This is a genomic window from Aeromonas sp. SCS5 (assembly GCF_001887375.1).
Taxonomy (GTDB): Bacteria; Pseudomonadota; Gammaproteobacteria; order Enterobacterales; family Aeromonadaceae; genus Aeromonas; species Aeromonas jandaei.
Genome location: NZ_LFCS01000003.1, coordinates 282,314 through 297,784, shown reverse-complemented (window position 1 = coordinate 297,784; position 15,471 = coordinate 282,314). Strand labels below are relative to the sequence as shown.

General features: G+C 62.7%; 12 protein-coding genes. All 12 read left to right on the top strand.

Going from position 1 to position 15,471, the window contains the following annotated elements; genetic code table 11:
- Positions 1-14 precede the first annotated feature (14 nt).
- The 12 genes from BS300_RS04450 (at position 15) to BS300_RS04395 (ending at position 15,446) form a co-directional block, all read left to right on the top strand.
- Positions 15-977 carry an ion channel gene (locus tag BS300_RS04450; protein ID WP_042031276.1) on the top strand — a complete coding sequence of 321 codons (963 nt, stop codon included), beginning with the start codon at positions 15-17 and terminating at the stop codon, positions 975-977.
- Positions 978-1,092: 115 nt separating this feature from the next.
- Positions 1,093-1,899: an exodeoxyribonuclease III gene (gene xthA / locus BS300_RS04445; protein ID WP_071911046.1), complete on the top strand. Its 807-nt coding sequence runs from the start codon at positions 1,093-1,095 to the stop codon at positions 1,897-1,899.
- 134 nt (positions 1,900-2,033) lie between these two features.
- On the top strand, positions 2,034-2,465 hold the full coding sequence (locus tag BS300_RS04440) for a DUF296 domain-containing protein (RefSeq protein ID WP_071911045.1): 432 nt from the start codon (positions 2,034-2,036) through the stop codon (positions 2,463-2,465).
- Between the two features lie 8 nt (positions 2,466-2,473).
- The gene (locus BS300_RS04435; RefSeq protein WP_041208635.1) at positions 2,474-3,052 is read left to right on the top strand and encodes an ECF transporter S component; all 579 of its coding nucleotides are present in this window, start codon (positions 2,474-2,476) and stop codon (positions 3,050-3,052) included.
- On the top strand, positions 3,052-3,753 hold the full coding sequence (locus tag BS300_RS04430; protein ID WP_071911043.1) for an energy-coupling factor transporter transmembrane component T: 702 nt from the start codon (positions 3,052-3,054) through the stop codon (positions 3,751-3,753). Before BS300_RS04435 ends, BS300_RS04430 begins: the two co-directional genes overlap by 1 nt.
- On the top strand, positions 3,750-4,568 hold the full coding sequence (locus tag BS300_RS04425; RefSeq protein WP_071911041.1) for an energy-coupling factor ABC transporter ATP-binding protein: 819 nt from the start codon (positions 3,750-3,752) through the stop codon (positions 4,566-4,568). Before BS300_RS04430 ends, BS300_RS04425 begins: the two co-directional genes overlap by 4 nt.
- Positions 4,555-5,295, top strand: a complete 741-nt coding sequence (locus BS300_RS04420; protein ID WP_071911039.1) for an ABC transporter ATP-binding protein — start codon at positions 4,555-4,557, stop codon at positions 5,293-5,295. Before BS300_RS04425 ends, BS300_RS04420 begins: the two co-directional genes overlap by 14 nt.
- Before the next feature lie 129 nt (positions 5,296-5,424).
- Positions 5,425-6,687 carry an efflux RND transporter periplasmic adaptor subunit gene (locus BS300_RS04415; RefSeq protein ID WP_239693796.1) on the top strand — a complete coding sequence of 421 codons (1,263 nt, stop codon included), beginning with the start codon at positions 5,425-5,427 and terminating at the stop codon, positions 6,685-6,687.
- A 9-nt stretch (positions 6,688-6,696) separates the two neighbouring features.
- The gene (locus BS300_RS04410; protein ID WP_071911037.1) at positions 6,697-9,807 is read left to right on the top strand and encodes a multidrug efflux RND transporter permease subunit; all 3,111 of its coding nucleotides are present in this window, start codon (positions 6,697-6,699) and stop codon (positions 9,805-9,807) included.
- A 152-nt stretch (positions 9,808-9,959) separates the two neighbouring features.
- Complete coding sequence (locus tag BS300_RS04405) at positions 9,960-10,460, top strand: hypothetical protein (RefSeq protein WP_071911035.1); 501 nt, start codon at positions 9,960-9,962, stop codon at positions 10,458-10,460.
- Positions 10,461-10,732: 272 nt separating this feature from the next.
- Positions 10,733-12,256 (top strand): efflux RND transporter periplasmic adaptor subunit, encoded by a 1,524-nt coding sequence (locus BS300_RS04400; protein WP_071911033.1) that lies wholly within the window; start codon positions 10,733-10,735, stop codon positions 12,254-12,256.
- 73 nt (positions 12,257-12,329) lie between these two features.
- Positions 12,330-15,446 carry an efflux RND transporter permease subunit gene (locus tag BS300_RS04395; protein ID WP_071911031.1) on the top strand — a complete coding sequence of 1,039 codons (3,117 nt, stop codon included), beginning with the start codon at positions 12,330-12,332 and terminating at the stop codon, positions 15,444-15,446.
- The last annotated feature ends 25 nt before the right edge of the window (positions 15,447-15,471 follow it).

Below are 15,471 nucleotides of genomic sequence, written 5' to 3'. Positions count from 1 at the left end.
GAGGGGGAACAAGGATGGCGATATGTCGTTATCTGGTGGCCGATGGCCGCCACTGCAACGAGGAGGCTGGCGAGCACGATCTCTGCCACTGGCACGACCCGCATACCAATAAACAGGATCCCCACACCGCAGAGGCGCTTGAGCAGTATGTCCGCGCTGGCGGCCTCTGCCACGGCTTGCAGCTGGCCCGCGCCAATCTGGCCGGTCTCAATCTGGTCAACAAGGGGTCCAAACAGGGATTTTTGCTGGAGCAGTGCAACCTCTATCGCGCCAACCTGCGGGGTGGTCACCTCTACGGCCTGCGCATGAAGGGGGGCAGCCTGATGAAGGCCGATCTTAGCGATGCCAACCTGCACTGCGCCATCCTTGATGACGTCAACCTGCTCGGCATTCGCTGGCACAATACCCGACTCGACAACATGCAGACCGGCAAACGGGTGATGCAGGATCGCAAGGGGCGTCGCGAGCGGGATCCCGAGCAGGCTAGGGTCTGGTTCAAGGAGGCCGAAGAGACCTACCGGGATCTGCGCAAAGCCTCGGAGGCGCAGGGGATCTTCACCATGTCCGGCAACTATATCCAGCAGGAGCTCACCATGCGCCGGCTGCAACTGCCGTTCTGGTCGAGCCAGCGTTTCACCTCATGGATAGTCGATCTCTTCTGCGGTTACGGCGAGGCACCGATGCGGGTGGTGCTCTTCTCCCTGCTGCTCATCTTTATCTGCAGCATCTTCTACTTCTTCTTTGGCCTGAGCTTCAACGGCAACCATCTCGCCTATCACCCGGGCGCCCCCTTCGAGCAGAACGCCATCTTTCTGCTGGAGTGCCTCTACTACAGCGTGGTCACCTTCACCACCCTGGGCTACGGCGACTTCACCCCCATCGGCCTCTCGCGCCTCTTTGCCGCCTTCGAGGCCTTCACCGGCAGCTTCACGCTGGCGCTGTTTGTGGTGGTGTTTGTCAAGAAGATGACCCGCTGACGTCTCTCCATGCCAAGCGGGCCGGCCACTGGCGCAAGCCCGCGCCCCGAACTTGCATCCACCGCCGATTCCTAGTCCAATAGCCACTTATAAAAATGACATGAGCATCCCGGACATGAAGATCATCTCTTTCAATATCAACGGCCTGCGCGCGCGCCTGCACCAGCTGCAAGCCATCATCGACAAGCACCAGCCCGATGTGATCGGCCTGCAGGAGATCAAGGTGCACGATGAAGCCTTCCCGCTGGCCGATGTGGAGGCCATGGGTTATCACGTAGAGTTTCACGGCCAGAAGGCCCACTACGGGGTCGCCATCATGAGCAAGCAGAAGCCGGTCAAGGTGGAGAAAGGCTTCCCCACCGACGACGAAGAGGCCCAGCGCCGGATGATCATGGCTACCTTCGAGCGCGAAGATGGCTCCATCATCAAGGTGATGAACGGCTACTTCCCGCAGGGTGAAAGTCAGGATCACGAGACCAAGTTCCCGGCCAAGCAGAAGTTCTACGAGGATCTGCAGCACTACCTCGAGACTAACCACACCCCGGATGACCAGCTGGTGCTGATCGGGGATATGAATATCTCCCCCACCGATCTCGACATCGGCATCGGCGAGGCGAACCGCAAGCGCTGGTTGCGGGATGGCAAGTGCTCCTTCCTGCCCATCGAGCGTGAGTGGATGGAGCGGCTGAAAGGGTTTGGCCTGACCGACACCTTCCGCGCCGCCAATCCCACCGAGTGCGAGCGTTTCTCCTGGTTTGACTACCGCTCCAAGGGCTTTGACGAGAATCGTGGCCTGCGCATCGACCTCATCATGGCCTCCGATGCACTCAAGGACAAGGTGACCGAAACCGGCATCGACTACGAGCTGCGCGGCATCGAGAAACCCTCCGACCACGCCCCCATCTGGGCCTGCTTCGCCTGATGTGGCGCCGGATGCCGCAATGATATCGCCAAACTGTGAAGCGGCTCGCGGTTGCCTGCGATAAAAGGGCGTAAACAGCCTATCCAGACAAGGTGCCTCAGGGCACCTTCTTTTTGCAGCAAGGAGTGCCAGCAGTGACCCCAACTCACCTTCCTCTCTCCCCTGCCCGTTTTCTGGCCCTGCGCCTGTTGCCCGGGGAGGATCTTATCGCCGGATTGCGCGCCCATATGGTCCGGCACGGTCTGCAGGCGGTCTGGATCGCCGGGGCGGTCGGCAGCCTGACCCACGCCAACCTGCGCTATGCCGCCCAGCCCGATGGCACCCTGCTGGAGGGGGCCTTCGAGGTGATCGCCCTTGGCGGCACCCTGGATCCGGAGTGCGAACACCTGCATCTCTCCATCTCTGACGAGCAGGGATTGATGCGCGGCGGCCACGTGCTGCTCGGTTGCCGGGTGCGCACCACCCTCGAGCTGGTAGTCGGAGAGCTGGAGGCGTACCGTTTTGGCCGTGCCCCCTGCCCCCAATCCGGTTATGAAGAGCTGCTCATTACCCCCAGAACCTTGTAAGGATCACTATGTCCGTCAGTAAACTCTCCAGCTACAACCTTGCTTTTATGGTCATCTGCATCGCCATCAACATGGTGGCGGGACAGGCCGTCTCCATGCTCAAGCTGCCCATCTTCCTCGACTCCATCGGGACTGTGCTCTGCGCCATTCTGGCGGGCCCCTGGATGGCGATCGCCACCGGTCTGCTCACCAACCTGCTGTGGGGTCTGCTCACCGGCCCCATCGCCGCGGCCTTTGCCCCGGTCGCCATGATGATTGGCCTCAGTGCCGGTCTGCTGGCTCGGGCCGGTTGGTTCAACAATCTGCCCAAGGTGGTAGTGAGCAGCGTGGTGATCACCCTGGCGCTGACCCTGGTGGCCATTCCCATCCGCTCCTACCTGTTTGGTGGCGCCACCGGCAGCGGTGCTGATTTCGTGGTTGCCTACCTGCACGCCATGGGGAGCGATCTGCAGGAATCGGTCGCCGTCACCGTGCTGGGTACCAACCTGCTGGACAAGCTGCTGACCGTGCTGATCGCCTGGGGGCTGGTACGCCGCCTGCCGCAACGCACCCTGCGCCACTTCCCGCAGATGGCCGCCGTGCGCTGATGCACCCGTTTACCTCCCTCGCACTCTGGCTCTGGTTTTCGGTCACGGCCAGCGTGCTGCCGCCCCCCTGGCTCTGGGGCTGGAGCCTGCTGCCGCTACTTGTTCTGGTGCTGCTGCCGGGTTCCCGCACCCGGCTCAAGCTGGTGCTGGCGGTAATGCTGCCGCTGGGACTGGGGCTCTATCTGGTGCACGGCCCCTGGTTGCGGCTCCTGCTCGGCATGCCAGCGGTTTCAGCCAGCGAAGCGTTTCCCATTCTGCCCCTCTGGTGCCGGCTGCTCGCCTGTCTGGCCAGCGCCCAGCTCTGGCTGTGGGCGGTCTCGACCGAGCGGTTTGTTCATGCGCTCTTTGCCAGCCGGCTGCCCATCGCCCTCTCCTACCTCTGCTGTGGCCCGCTGCTGCTCAAGGAGCAGCTTGGCCACCAGCTGCGCGCTATCAGGGAGGCCCAGCTAGCCCGCGGCGTGCCCTTTGACGGCAATCCGCTGGCCCGGCTCAAGGCCACGCTCCCGCTGCTCTCGCCGCTGGTCGGGCAGGCATTGAGCGAGCTGGCCACCCGCAGCATGGCACTGGATCTGCGCGGCTTTCGCAGCCAACCGACTCGCACCCGCATGACGGAGATCCCGCAGCAACGTTATGAGCCGCTACTGCGCTATCTGCTGCTGTTGCTGGTAGTGCTGGAGATTGTCTGGAGGTGGTGGCCATGATCTCGCTGCAAGGGTTGACCATCGGCCATGCGGCCCACCCTGACCACTTTCAACTGGGCCCACTCGATATCGAGCTGCAAGAGGGCGAATGGCTGGCCATCCTGGGTGGCAACGGGGCAGGAAAATCCCTGCTGGCCCAGCTGCTGGCGGGGGGCTGGTCCCAGCTGCACCTCGACACGCTGGCGGGAGAGGGCGTCATTCTCGGGCAGCCCCATGATAGCGGCCAGCTCAATCACCATGCGGCTGCGCGCCAGTGGGTACAGCAATCCCCTTATCTGCAATTTTCCGGCTGCTGCTTTTCGGTTGTCGATGAGGTGGCGTTTGGCCCGGCCAATCTCGGGTTGCTGCCCGACGAGGTCAACTGGCGGGTATCCGATGCAATGGCGCTCTGTCACTGCGAGGCGCTGGCAACCCGCCATCCCCTCGACCTGTCGGGAGGTGAAGCCCAGCGCGTGGTGCTGGCCTGCGCCCTGGCGATGGCTCCCGAGCTGTTGATCCTCGATCAGGCTTTCAGCCGTCTGACCCCGGCGGCAACCCAGACCATGCTGCGCCAGATCCGCCGCTACAGCGAGGAAAACGGCTGCAGCGTCATCTTGCTGGAGCAGCGGCTTTTTCCGGCCGCTCACTTCTGCGAGCGATTCCTGCTGCTCGACCATGGCCACCAGCTGGCCTGCGGTGAGCTGGGCGAGGTGCTGCCCCATCTGCCCGGGCGGGTGATCCTGCCGGACTCCCTGCGCGAGACGCTACAGGTGCGCGACCCACGCCATCACCCCTACCCCTTGGCCATGTTGCGGGAGTTTTATGCTGAGCTTTGACCACCTCTGCTTCTCATGGGCACCGGACAATCCCTGCCTGCACGACATCACATTGCAGATTGCCAGTGGGGAACAGGTCGCCATCGTCGGGGATAACGGCGCAGGCAAGTCAACCCTGCTGCGACTGGCGGCGGGGCTGCTGGCCCCCACCTCGGGCACGGTGAGCTGGCAACAACAGGCGCTCTGCAAGCAGCGGGCACTGGCCCGTGCCAGTCAGATCGGCTTTCTGTTTCAGGAGTCTGAGCGTCAGCTGTTTCACAGCCGGGTCGAGGATGAAATCGCCTTTGGCCTGCGCCTGCAGAAACTGCCGCGCGAGGAGATCCGGCTGCGGGTCGCCACCGCGTTGGAAGAGTGCGAGCTGACAACGTGGGCGGCCTCCCATCCGCTCGATCTCGATGCCGGTCAGCGGCGCATGGTGGCGGTGGCCTGCCTCCATGCCATGCAGCCCGCCTTGCTGCTGCTCGACGAACCGAGCCGGGATTTCGATCCCCGCTGGCTGGCCATTCTGGAACGCTGGCTGGCCAGCGAGCGGGCGAAGGGCACCACCATAGTGGCCATCAGTCACGACGCCGAATTTGTCAGACGCAACTTCACCACCCTGATCGAGCTGAAAGCAGGGCATCTGATTGGCCACGGCCGCACCAGCGAACGACTTGCAGCCCTCAACGGTTACCGCCCCCACCACAGTAGTGCCATGCTGCTGGCCGCGCTCGACCAGCACAGCTAACTCCCTCTTTTTCCATCAAAACAGCACGAAACCTCGTCACTTGGGGACAAATTGTCCCCTTGAGAAGGTTCGGTTCAAGGTTGCCGGCCTATCATCCCCCTTCCACCCCAAGAGAAGCTGTTTTTTATCATGACGTTAATGATCCAGATGGAGAAAAATACCGGACACCCTCGCCGCTATGGTGCCAGCAAAGAGATTGGCAGGTTTGGTGCAGATGCCCCGCTCAAGCGTGCCCTGCTGACTCTGGCGCTGATCGGCGGACTGAGCGGTTGTGGCGGTGAATCCACCCCGGCGGCCCAGAGTGTTCCGGCCTTCCCTGTCGTGGTCAATGAAGTGACCCTGACCGATGTGCCGCTCACCACCGAGATGGTGGGCGAGACCGCCGGTTTTCGTGAAATTGAAGTGCGTTCGCGGGTGAGCGGCATTCTGCTCAAGCGCACCTATGTCGAGGGCCAGCCGGTTACCGCCGGTCAGCAGCTGTTCCTCATCGACCCCGAGCCCTACAAGGTGGCCCTCGAACAGGCCAAGGGCGCCCTTGCCCAGGAGCAGGCCCGTCTCAACAAGGCGCGCGCCGATCGCGACCGCATCATCCCGCTCTTCAAGCGTCAGGTGGTGAGCCGCAAGGATTATGACGACACCCTTGCCAACTACGAGGCGGCCGTCGCCAGTCTGCAGGCGGTTCAGGCCAAGGTCAAAGAGGCCGAACTCAACCTCAGCTACACCGAGGTGACCGCCCCCATCGACGGCATGGCGAGCAAGAGCTCCCAGTCCGAAGGCAGCCTTATCTCCACCAGTGGCGACAGCAGCCTGCTGACCACCATCACCCAGTTCAACCCGCTCTACGTCAACTTCTCCTACTCGGAGCAGGATCGCCTCAACTTCGAGAACTCGGTGAAAAAAGGGTTGATTGAATCCAAGGATGCCACCAACTGGCGCACCCACATCCGTCTGGCTGACGGCTCCGTCTATCCCGAGGCGGGCAAGCTCAACTTCTCCGACAACCGGGTCGATCCGCAGACCGGCACCATCCGTGCCCGCGCCATCTTCGACAACAAACATGGCGTGCTGATGCCGGGCCAGTTCGTGCGCATGACCATCGATCTGGGCACCCGCAAAAACGCCATCGTGGTGCCGCCGCGCGCCATCGTTCAGTCCCAGGCTGACCGCATGGTGATGGTGGTGGATGCCGACAACAAGGTCGTTCCCCGTCCGGTCAAGCTGGGCGCAGTGGTTGCCGATGGCGTGCTGATCGACAGCGGCCTTGAGCCGGGCGAGCACTACATCGTCGAGGGGCTGATGAAAGCCCGCCCCGGCAGCGTGGTCAAGCCGGTCTCTGCCGAAGAGATGCAGGCCATCAGTGCCAAGCTGGTTCGACAGTCCGCGGCCAAGTAAGGAGTTCGCATGTTTTCCAAGTTCTTTATCGAACGCCCCATCTTCGCCAGCGTGATTTCGATCATTATCGTGCTGGGCGGGCTGGCGGCGATGCGATCGCTGCCCATCGAGCAGTACCCGCAGATCACCCCGCCGGTGGTCTCGGTGACCGCCTTCTATCCGGGCGCTACCCCGGAGGTGATCTCCCAGACCGTTGCCGCGCCGCTTGAGCAGCAGATCAACGGCGTGGAGCAGATGATCTACATGCAGTCGGGTTCTGCCTCCAACGGTCAGATGAACCTCAACGTCTACTTCGAGATCGGCACCGACCCGGATCAGGCCACCATCAACGTCAACAACCGGGTCTCGGCCGCCATGGCCCAGCTGCCGGAAGAGGTGAAAAAGCAGGGGGTTACGGTCAAGAAGAAGTCCACCGCCATCCTGCAGGTGGTGACTTTGCAATCGCCAAACGGCTCATTTGATACCACCTATCTCTCGAACTACGCCCTGCTCAACATCATCGACGAGCTCAAGCGGATTCCCGGCATCGGTGATACCACCTTGTTTGGCGGTACCGACTACGCCATGCGCATCTGGCTGCGGCCGGATCGACTGGCCCAGCTCGAACTCACCCCGAGCGATGTGATCGGCGCCATTCGTGAACAGAATACCCAGTTTGCGGCAGGCAAGATCGGCGCCCAGCCCACCTCGGCTCCTGTCGATTTCACCTACACGGTGCAGACCAAGGGACGGCTGGAGGATGTGAAGGAGTTCGAAAACATCATCGTTCGCTCCACGCCTGACGGCTCCAAGATCCGGGTGAAGGATGTGGCGCGGGTCGAGCTCGGCGGCAAGGATTATGACGTCCTGGCCCGGGCCAACGGCAAACCGGCCATCGGTATCGCCACCTACCTGCAACCGGGCGCCAACGCTGTGGCGGTAGCCGGTGCGGTGCACGACACCATGGAGCGGCTCAAGGCCCGCTTCCCGCAGGATGTGGAGTACCAGATCCCCTACGACACTACCGAGTTCGTGAAGATCTCCATCGAGGAGGTGGTCTACACCCTGTTCGAGGCGATCGTGCTGGTGTTCGTGGTGGTCTATCTGTTCCTGCAGAACTTCCGCGCCACCCTGATCCCCTGCATCGCGGTGCCGGTATCGCTGATCGGTACCTTCGCCGGCATGCTGGTGTTGGGCTTCTCCATCAACCTGCTCACCCTGTTCGGCATGGTACTCGCCATCGGTATCGTGGTGGATGACGCCATCGTGGTGCTGGAGAACGTCGAGCGGATCATGCAGGAGAAGAAGTGTTCGCCCAAAGAGGCGGCCATTCTCGCCATGCAGGAGGTCTCTGGCCCGGTGGTCGCCATCGTACTGGTACTCTGCGCCGTGTTCCTGCCGGTCGCCTTTATGGGCGGCATGACGGGGGTGATGTACAAGCAGTTCGCCATCACGGTTGCCGTATCGGTGGCCATCTCCGGTCTGGTGGCACTGACCCTCTCCCCGGCTCTCTGCGCCGTGTTGCTCAAAGAGGGGCACCACAAACCGGCCCGTTTCTTCGTCTGGTTCAACGACAAGTTTGATCAGCTGACCCGTGGTTATGTGCGTGGCGTGGCCTTCCTCAACCGTCGGGTGGCCGTGGCCTTTGGCATCATCGCTGTCCTGCTGCTCTCCATCTACGGCCTCTTCCTCAAGGTGCCGGGCGAGCTGGTCCCGAACGAAGATCAGGGTTACCTCATCTCCGCAGTGATGCTGCCGGATGCCGCCGCCATGACCCGTACCCAGGCGGTCGCCAACCAGTTCGACAAGATCGCCATGGCCAACCCCAACGTGAAGGATGTCATCACCTTCTCGGGCTTTGACATCCTCTCCAGCGCCATCGTCAGCAACAGCGGACTCACCTTCATTACCCTGAAGGACTGGAGCGAGCGCAAAGAGGCGGGAGCCGACTCCTTCTCGCTGGCCAAGACCCTGCAGGGGATGAGCCTGATGGGGCTGGCGGACGGCTTCGTCGCCTCCTTCAACCCGCCACCCATTCAGGGGATGTCCACCACAGGCGGCCTTGAGGGGTATCTGCAGAATCGCGGCTCGGGCAATGCCCAGGAGTTCTCGGCTGAAGTGCAGCGCTTCCTCGAAGCGGCCAAGGAGCGCCCGGAGTTTGCCAGCGTAACCACCACCTACCGCGCCAACGTGCCGCAGGTCTATCTCGATCTGGATCGGGAGAAGGCCAAGGCGCTGGGGCTGCCCATCAACGCGGTGTTCGACACCATGCAGGCCACCTTTGGTCAGGTCTATGTCAACGACTTCAACCAGTTCGGCCGTACCTACCGGGTACAGTTGCAGTCCGAGGCGGACTACCGCGCCAAGAAGAGCGACATCCGCAACGTCTATGTCCGCTCCAACAAGGGGGAGATGATCCCGCTGAGCAGTCTGGTCACGGTGCGTGACGCCACCGGCCCCGAGCTGGTCGAGCGCTTCAACATCTTCCAGGCGGCCAAGATCATGGCGCAACCGGCGCCGGGCTACAGCTCGGGTCAGGCCATCGCAGCGCTGGAAGAGGTGGCCAACAACACCCTTGGCAACGACGCCAAGCTGGAGTGGACCGGCTCCGCCTATCAGGAGAAGGCGGCGGCCGGCAGTGCAGGCATGGCCTTTGGCTTTGGCATCGTGATGATCTTCCTCATTCTGGCCGCCCAGTATGAGCGCTGGAGCCTGCCGTTTGCGGTGATCACCGCGGTGCCGTTCGCCCTGTTTGGCGCTCTGCTGGCCACCTGGCTGGTGGGTCTGACCAACAACGTCTACTTCCAGATCGGTCTGGTGACGCTCGTCGGGCTGGCGGCCAAGAACGCCATCCTGATCGTGGAGTTCGCAGTGATGAAGCACGAAGAGGGGATGAGCCTCATCGAGTCGGCACTGGAGGCGGCGCGCCTGCGTTTTCGCCCCATAGTCATGACCTCGCTCGCCTTTATCCTCGGCTGTGTGCCGCTGGTCACCTCCAGCGGCGCCGGTGCGGCGAGCCGTCACGCCCTCGGCTGGCCGGTCATCGGCGGCATGCTGGCCGCGACCTTTATCGCCATCTTCTTTATCCCGCTCTTCTTCCGCCTCATCATGCGAGGCTCAGAAAAAGGCGCGAAGCAGTAAGACCGAGCCTGTTCACTGATAACCCCTACCCCCGCACCTGCGGGGGTATTTTTTATATCTTCTTCCCCCTCATGGTGCCTGTGAGCGAACCTTGACCTTATCCCTGTGGCAAGGTTTACAGTCCAACCATCTGATCCAGAAGGATATCCAGTTTGTCACTCATCCAGCTTGCTGCAAGATTGCCCTGCGTTGCTCTGGCCCGGCTGTTGCTGGCGCTGCTGCTCGTGTGCAATCTGACTCTCTGCATCAGCTGGCATGGTTCTCCCCTCTCCTCCGAGACGACCCAAAGCAGCCCCCGGCCAATGGTGATGTTCGATTCATCCACGGCGATGGCGGATGGCGAGATCTCTCATGCGATGGCCGCCATGGAGCACCCGGGCGATGGCATGACCCTCTCCTGCCATCAGGGGGACGATGGGTCAGCCATGGGCGATGAGTGCCAGATGCAAACTGGCGTCAATGCCCTCTCCTTCGGGGCGATGGCTCTGCTGGGTGTATTGGTCGCCCTGCTGATCTTCCCCCTGCTGCTTGGCAGCAACTTCGCAGCGTCACTGCTTGATAACTGGTTGCGGGATCCCTTCCTGCGATCCCGTGGTACCCATCCCCCCTCCTGGCCACGTCGACACCTGATGTTGTCGGTGCTGCGCCACTAGAAAGATCTTCTCTTGCGGCAGCGGCAAGCCTCGGCTTGCCCGTATCCTGCCGCCTTGCCTAACCCTGTGCCCCGACCAAACCGGTCCGCTCACAGGGAGCCGTGCGCGCTGACACAGCTGCGCCCCGTTTGCCGCCAATACCTCGGGTGATGCCTTGTCCATCTCCCGTCCGGCGGCGTGCACAAGAGAAGAGATATGATGTCACTTGTCCCTGTTACCGGCCTTATCGCCGCCAAAAACCTTGCCACCCAGCCACTAAGTGGAGGTGTGCGATGAGCCAGAAACTGCTGGTATCGGCCCTGCTGCTGGCCCTCGGCGCCGGTGGCGGCTACTGGGTCGCCAAACAGACCACCGCTGGCCCCGCGGCCAAGGAGAAGACGCCGCTCTACTGGGTCAACCCCATGGATCCGCGCGACAAGCGCGATGCCCCCGCCAAGGACAACATGGGGATGGACTTTATCCCTGTCTATGAGGAAAAACAGGGCGGCTCACCCGGCACAGTCACCATCAGCCCAGAGATCCAGCAGAACCTGGGGGTACGGCTCGCCAAGGTGGAGAAGCTCCCCATCCACCAGCAGATCGAGACGGTGGGCTACGTCGGCTATGACGAGGACAAGCTGGAAGCCGTCAACGCCCGCATGGCGGGCTGGATCCGCACCCTCGCCATCAAGAGCGAGGGGCAGCAGGTGAGCAAGGGCAGCCTGATCTACGAGCTCTACGCCCCGGATCTGGTCAACGCCCAGCATGAGTATCTGCTGGCTCTCAACACCAGCAATCCGCTACTGCTGCGCGCCGCCGAGGGCAAGCTCAAGTCTCTGCAGGTACCGGCAGATCAGATTGCGGCCCTCAAGCGCACCCGTCAGGTGCAGGAGACGGTGCGTATCTATGCCCCCAGCAGCGGTTATGTCTCCGAGCTGAAGGTGCGCGAAGGCCAGTATGTGGAGCCCGCCGCAGCGCTCTTTAACATCAGCACCCTCAAACAGGTGTGGGTGAGCGCCGAGGTGTTCGAACGTCAGGCCGCCCTGCTGAAGGTGGGCGATCCGGTCACCATGACCCTGGATTACGCCCCCGGCCGCCACTGGCAGGGCCGGGTCGATTACCTCTACCCGACGCTGGATGCCACCACCCGCACCCTCAAGGTGCGGCTGCGCTTTGCCAACCCGGACGAGTTCCTGAAACCCAATATGTTCGCCAAGGTGACCATTCAGGCGGGCAAGGGAGAGCCGCAATTGGTAGTGCCGAGCGAAGCGGTGATCCGCACCGGCAGCCAGGACCGGCTGGTGCTGGCGCTGGGGGATGGCAGCTTCAAATCGGTCGCCGTCACCCTGGGCCCCCAGTTTGGCGACAAGGTGGCCATCAAGGCAGGGGTAGAGGCTGGGGATAACATCGTCAGCTCGGCCCAGTTCCTGCTCGACTCCGAATCGGCCATCGATTCCGACTTTCAGCGCATGACGGCGGTGCGCCCCGCCCAGGTGTGGACCCAGGGTGAGGTTGAAAGCATCGATCTGGCCAACCGCACCCTGATGGTCTCCCACCAGCCCATCCCCGAGTGGCAGTGGCCCGCCATGGAGATGGAGTTCACCGTCGCCGAAGAAGTCGACATCAGCAAGCTGGCCAAGGGGCAGACCCTCCATCTGCAGGTGATGCAGGAGGGGGATGAGTACCGCATCACCACCATCCATCAGGAGAAGGCACCCGCTACTGACGGCGACGCCAAGCCTGCAATGGATGAGATGGAAGGCATGGAGCATAGCCAGCATCAGATGGCGATGCCCGAGATGGAGAAGAAGTCATGATCCCTTCCATCATTCGCTACGTTGCCAACAAACAGGCTCAGCTCTCTGCACAAAATGAGCAAGGAGCAAAACCATGATCCCGTCGATTATTCGCTGGTCCGTGGGCAACCGCTTTCTGGTGCTGCTATTGACCCTCATGCTCACCGCCTGGGGGCTCTGGTCGGTCAAACAGACCCCGGTGGACGCCCTGCCGGATCTCTCCGACGTGCAGGTGATCATCAAGACCTCCTATCCGGGCCAGGCGCCGCAGGTAGTGGAGGATCAGGTGACCTACCCGCTCACCACTGCCATGCTGGCGGTACCGGGGGCGACCACGGTGCGCGGCTACTCCTTCTTCGGCGACTCCTTCGTCTATGTGCTGTTTGACGACAACACCGACCTCTACTGGGCCCGCGCCCGGGTGCTGGAGTATTTGAGCCAGGTTGCGCCCAATCTGCCCGCCTCGGCCCGTCCCCAGCTCGGCCCCGATGCCACCGGGGTGGGCTGGGTCTATCAGTACGCGCTGGTGGACAGAACCGGCAAGCACGACCTCAGCCAGCTCACCTCGCTGCAGAACTGGTTCCTCAAGTACGAGTTGCAGACGGTGGATGGGGTCTCAGAGGTCGCAACCGTCGGCGGCATGGTGCGCCAGTATCAGGTGCGGGTCGACCCGGACAAGCTGCGCGCCTACGGCATCCCGCTCTCCCTTATCGAAACCGCCATCAAGCAGGGCAATCAGGAGACCGGCGCTTCCGTCATCGAGATGGCAGAAGCGGAGTACATGGTGCGTTCCAACGGCTATCTCAAGAGCGTCGAGGATCTGAAGCAGATCCCGCTCGGTACCAATGTGCGCGGCGCCCCGCTGCTGCTGGGCGACGTGGCGGATGTGGTCACCGGGCCCCAGAGCCGGCGCGGCCTTGCCGAGCTCAACGGCGAAGGGGAAGTGGTGGGCGGCATCATCGTCATGCGCTATGGCGAGAATGCCCAGCACACCATAGACGGGGTCAAGGCTCGGCTCGCCCAGCTGAAGAGCAGCCTGCCGGAGGGGGTGGAGGTGGTCACCGTCTATGATCGCTCCGACCTTATCCAGCGCGCCATCGACAACCTCTCCGGCAAGCTGGTAGAGGAGTTCGCTGTAGTGGTGTTGGTCTGCCTCGCCTTCCTGTTCCACCTGCGATCGTCGCTGGTGGTGGTCATCTCCCTCCCTATTGCGATTTTGACCGCCTTTATCGTGATGCACCTGCTGGGGATCAACGCCAACATCATGTCGCTCGGCGGCATCGCCATCGCCATCGGCGCCATGGTGGATGGTGCCATCGTGATGATCGAGAACGTCCACAAACACATGGAGCGGGAGGCGCTCACCGACAAGAACCGCTGGCGCATCATCACCGAGGCAAGCATAGAGGTGGGGCCAGCCATCTTCTTCTCCCTGTTGATCATCACCATCAGCTTCCTGCCGGTGTTCGCACTGGAGGCGCAGGAGGGGCGGATGTTCCACCCGCTCGCCTACACCAAGACCTACGCCATGGCGGCGGCAGCCGGGCTCGCCATCACGCTGGTGCCGGTGATCATGGGCTACTTCATCCGTGGCAAGGTGCTGGCGGAGCAGGCCAATCCGCTCAACCGCTGGCTGAGTCAGGGCTATGTGCCACTGCTCAAGGCCGTGCTGGCGCGCCCGAAAACCACCCTGGCCATCGCCGCCGTGGTGACGGTGGCGGGCTTCTGGCCGCTCAAGTACCTGGGCTCCGAGTTCATACCGCCGCTCGATGAGGGGGACATCATGTATATGCCCACCACAGCGGCCAATATCTCGGTGGGCAAGGCGCGGGAGATTTTGCAGCAGACCGACAAGCTCATTCGCACCGTGCCCGAGGTGCAGAACGTGTTCGGCAAGGCGGGTCGCGCCGAATCAGCCACCGACCCCGCCGATCTGGTGATGATGGAGACCAGCATCCAGCTCAAGCCACGCGATCAGTGGCGCCTAGGCATGACCCCGGAGAAGCTCAAAGAAGAGCTGGATTCCCTCATCCGCTTCCCCGGCCTCACCAACGCCTGGGTCCCCCCCATCAAGACCCGCATCGACATGCTGGCCACCGGCATCAAGACCCCGGTCGGCATCAAGATTGCGGGGCCGGACCTCAAGGTGATCCAGCAGCTCGGCCAGCAGCTTGAGCAGATCGTCGGCAAGGTGGAGGGTGCCTCATCGGTCTACGCCGAGCGGGTGGCCGGTGGCCGCTACGTGAAGGTGGATATCGACCGGCTGAAAGCGGCCCGCTACGGCCTCAACATCGCCGACGTGCAGGCGGTGCTCGCCACTGCGGTGGGCGGCATGGAGGTGGGCCAGACCATCGAGGGGCGCGAGCGTTACCCCATCAACCTGCGCTATCCCCAGAGCTATCGCGATTCGGTGGCGAGCCTCGAGCTACTGCCGCTGGTCACCCCGAGTGGCGCGCGCATCGCGCTGGCGGACGTGGCCCGAGTCTACATCAGCGACGAGGCACCCATGCTGCGCAGTGAAAACGCGCGCCTCAACGGTTGGGTCTACGTCGACATTCGCGGTCGCGATATCGGCTCCTTCGTCGATGAGGCCAAGGCCGAAGTGGGCAAGCAGCTGGTGCTGCCGGCGGGCTACGCCCTCACCTGGTCCGGCCAATACGAGTACATGGAGCGGGCCAAGGCGCGCCTCGCCTACGTGGTGCCGCTCACGGTCGCCATTATCGTGCTGCTGCTCTATCTGGCGTTTCGCCGCTTCCAGGAGGTGCTGCTCATTCTCACTACCTTGCCGCTGGCAGTGGTGGGCGGGATCTGGACCCTCTGGCTGCTCGACTTCAACCTCTCGGTGGCGGTCGGAGTGGGCTTTATCGCTCTGGCCGGGGTGGCGGTCGAGACCGGCGTCCTGATGCTGGTCTACCTCAACCACGCCTGGGATGACCTCGTGGCCTGCGGCAAGCCGGACAAGGCGGGCCTGCACCGGGCGGTGATCCACGGCGCAGCCCTGCGCCTGCGCCCCAAGATGATGACGGTGGTGACCATCATCGCCGGCCTGTTGCCCATCATGTGGAGCCACGGCACCGGATCCGAAGTGATGCAGCGCATCGCCGCCCCCATGATCGGCGGCATGGTGAGCGCACTGGTGCTGACCCTCTTGGTGCTGCCCGCAGCCTACTACCTGTGGCGCAGCCGAAGCCTTGGCAAGCAAGCCGACTAAACAACACATTTGAATCAATCACGAG

What these genes read in the sequence shown, in the direction of transcription:
- BS300_RS04450 (WP_042031276.1), top strand. Translation starts at nt 15, where the DNA reads ATGGCGATATGTCGTTATCTGGTGGCCGATGGCCGCCACTGCAACGAG.
- xthA (WP_071911046.1), top strand. Translation starts at nt 1,093, where the DNA reads ATGAAGATCATCTCTTTCAATATCAACGGCCTGCGCGCGCGCCTGCAC.
- BS300_RS04435 (WP_041208635.1), top strand. Translation starts at nt 2,474, where the DNA reads ATGTCCGTCAGTAAACTCTCCAGCTACAACCTTGCTTTTATGGTCATC.
- BS300_RS04430 (WP_071911043.1), top strand. Translation starts at nt 3,052, where the DNA reads ATGCACCCGTTTACCTCCCTCGCACTCTGGCTCTGGTTTTCGGTCACG.
- BS300_RS04425 (WP_071911041.1), top strand. Translation starts at nt 3,750, where the DNA reads ATGATCTCGCTGCAAGGGTTGACCATCGGCCATGCGGCCCACCCTGAC.
- BS300_RS04420 (WP_071911039.1), top strand. Translation starts at nt 4,555, where the DNA reads ATGCTGAGCTTTGACCACCTCTGCTTCTCATGGGCACCGGACAATCCC.
- BS300_RS04415 (WP_239693796.1), top strand. Translation starts at nt 5,425, where the DNA reads ATGACGTTAATGATCCAGATGGAGAAAAATACCGGACACCCTCGCCGC.
- BS300_RS04410 (WP_071911037.1), top strand. Translation starts at nt 6,697, where the DNA reads ATGTTTTCCAAGTTCTTTATCGAACGCCCCATCTTCGCCAGCGTGATT.
- BS300_RS04400 (WP_071911033.1), top strand. Translation starts at nt 10,733, where the DNA reads ATGAGCCAGAAACTGCTGGTATCGGCCCTGCTGCTGGCCCTCGGCGCC.
- BS300_RS04395 (WP_071911031.1), top strand. Translation starts at nt 12,330, where the DNA reads ATGATCCCGTCGATTATTCGCTGGTCCGTGGGCAACCGCTTTCTGGTG.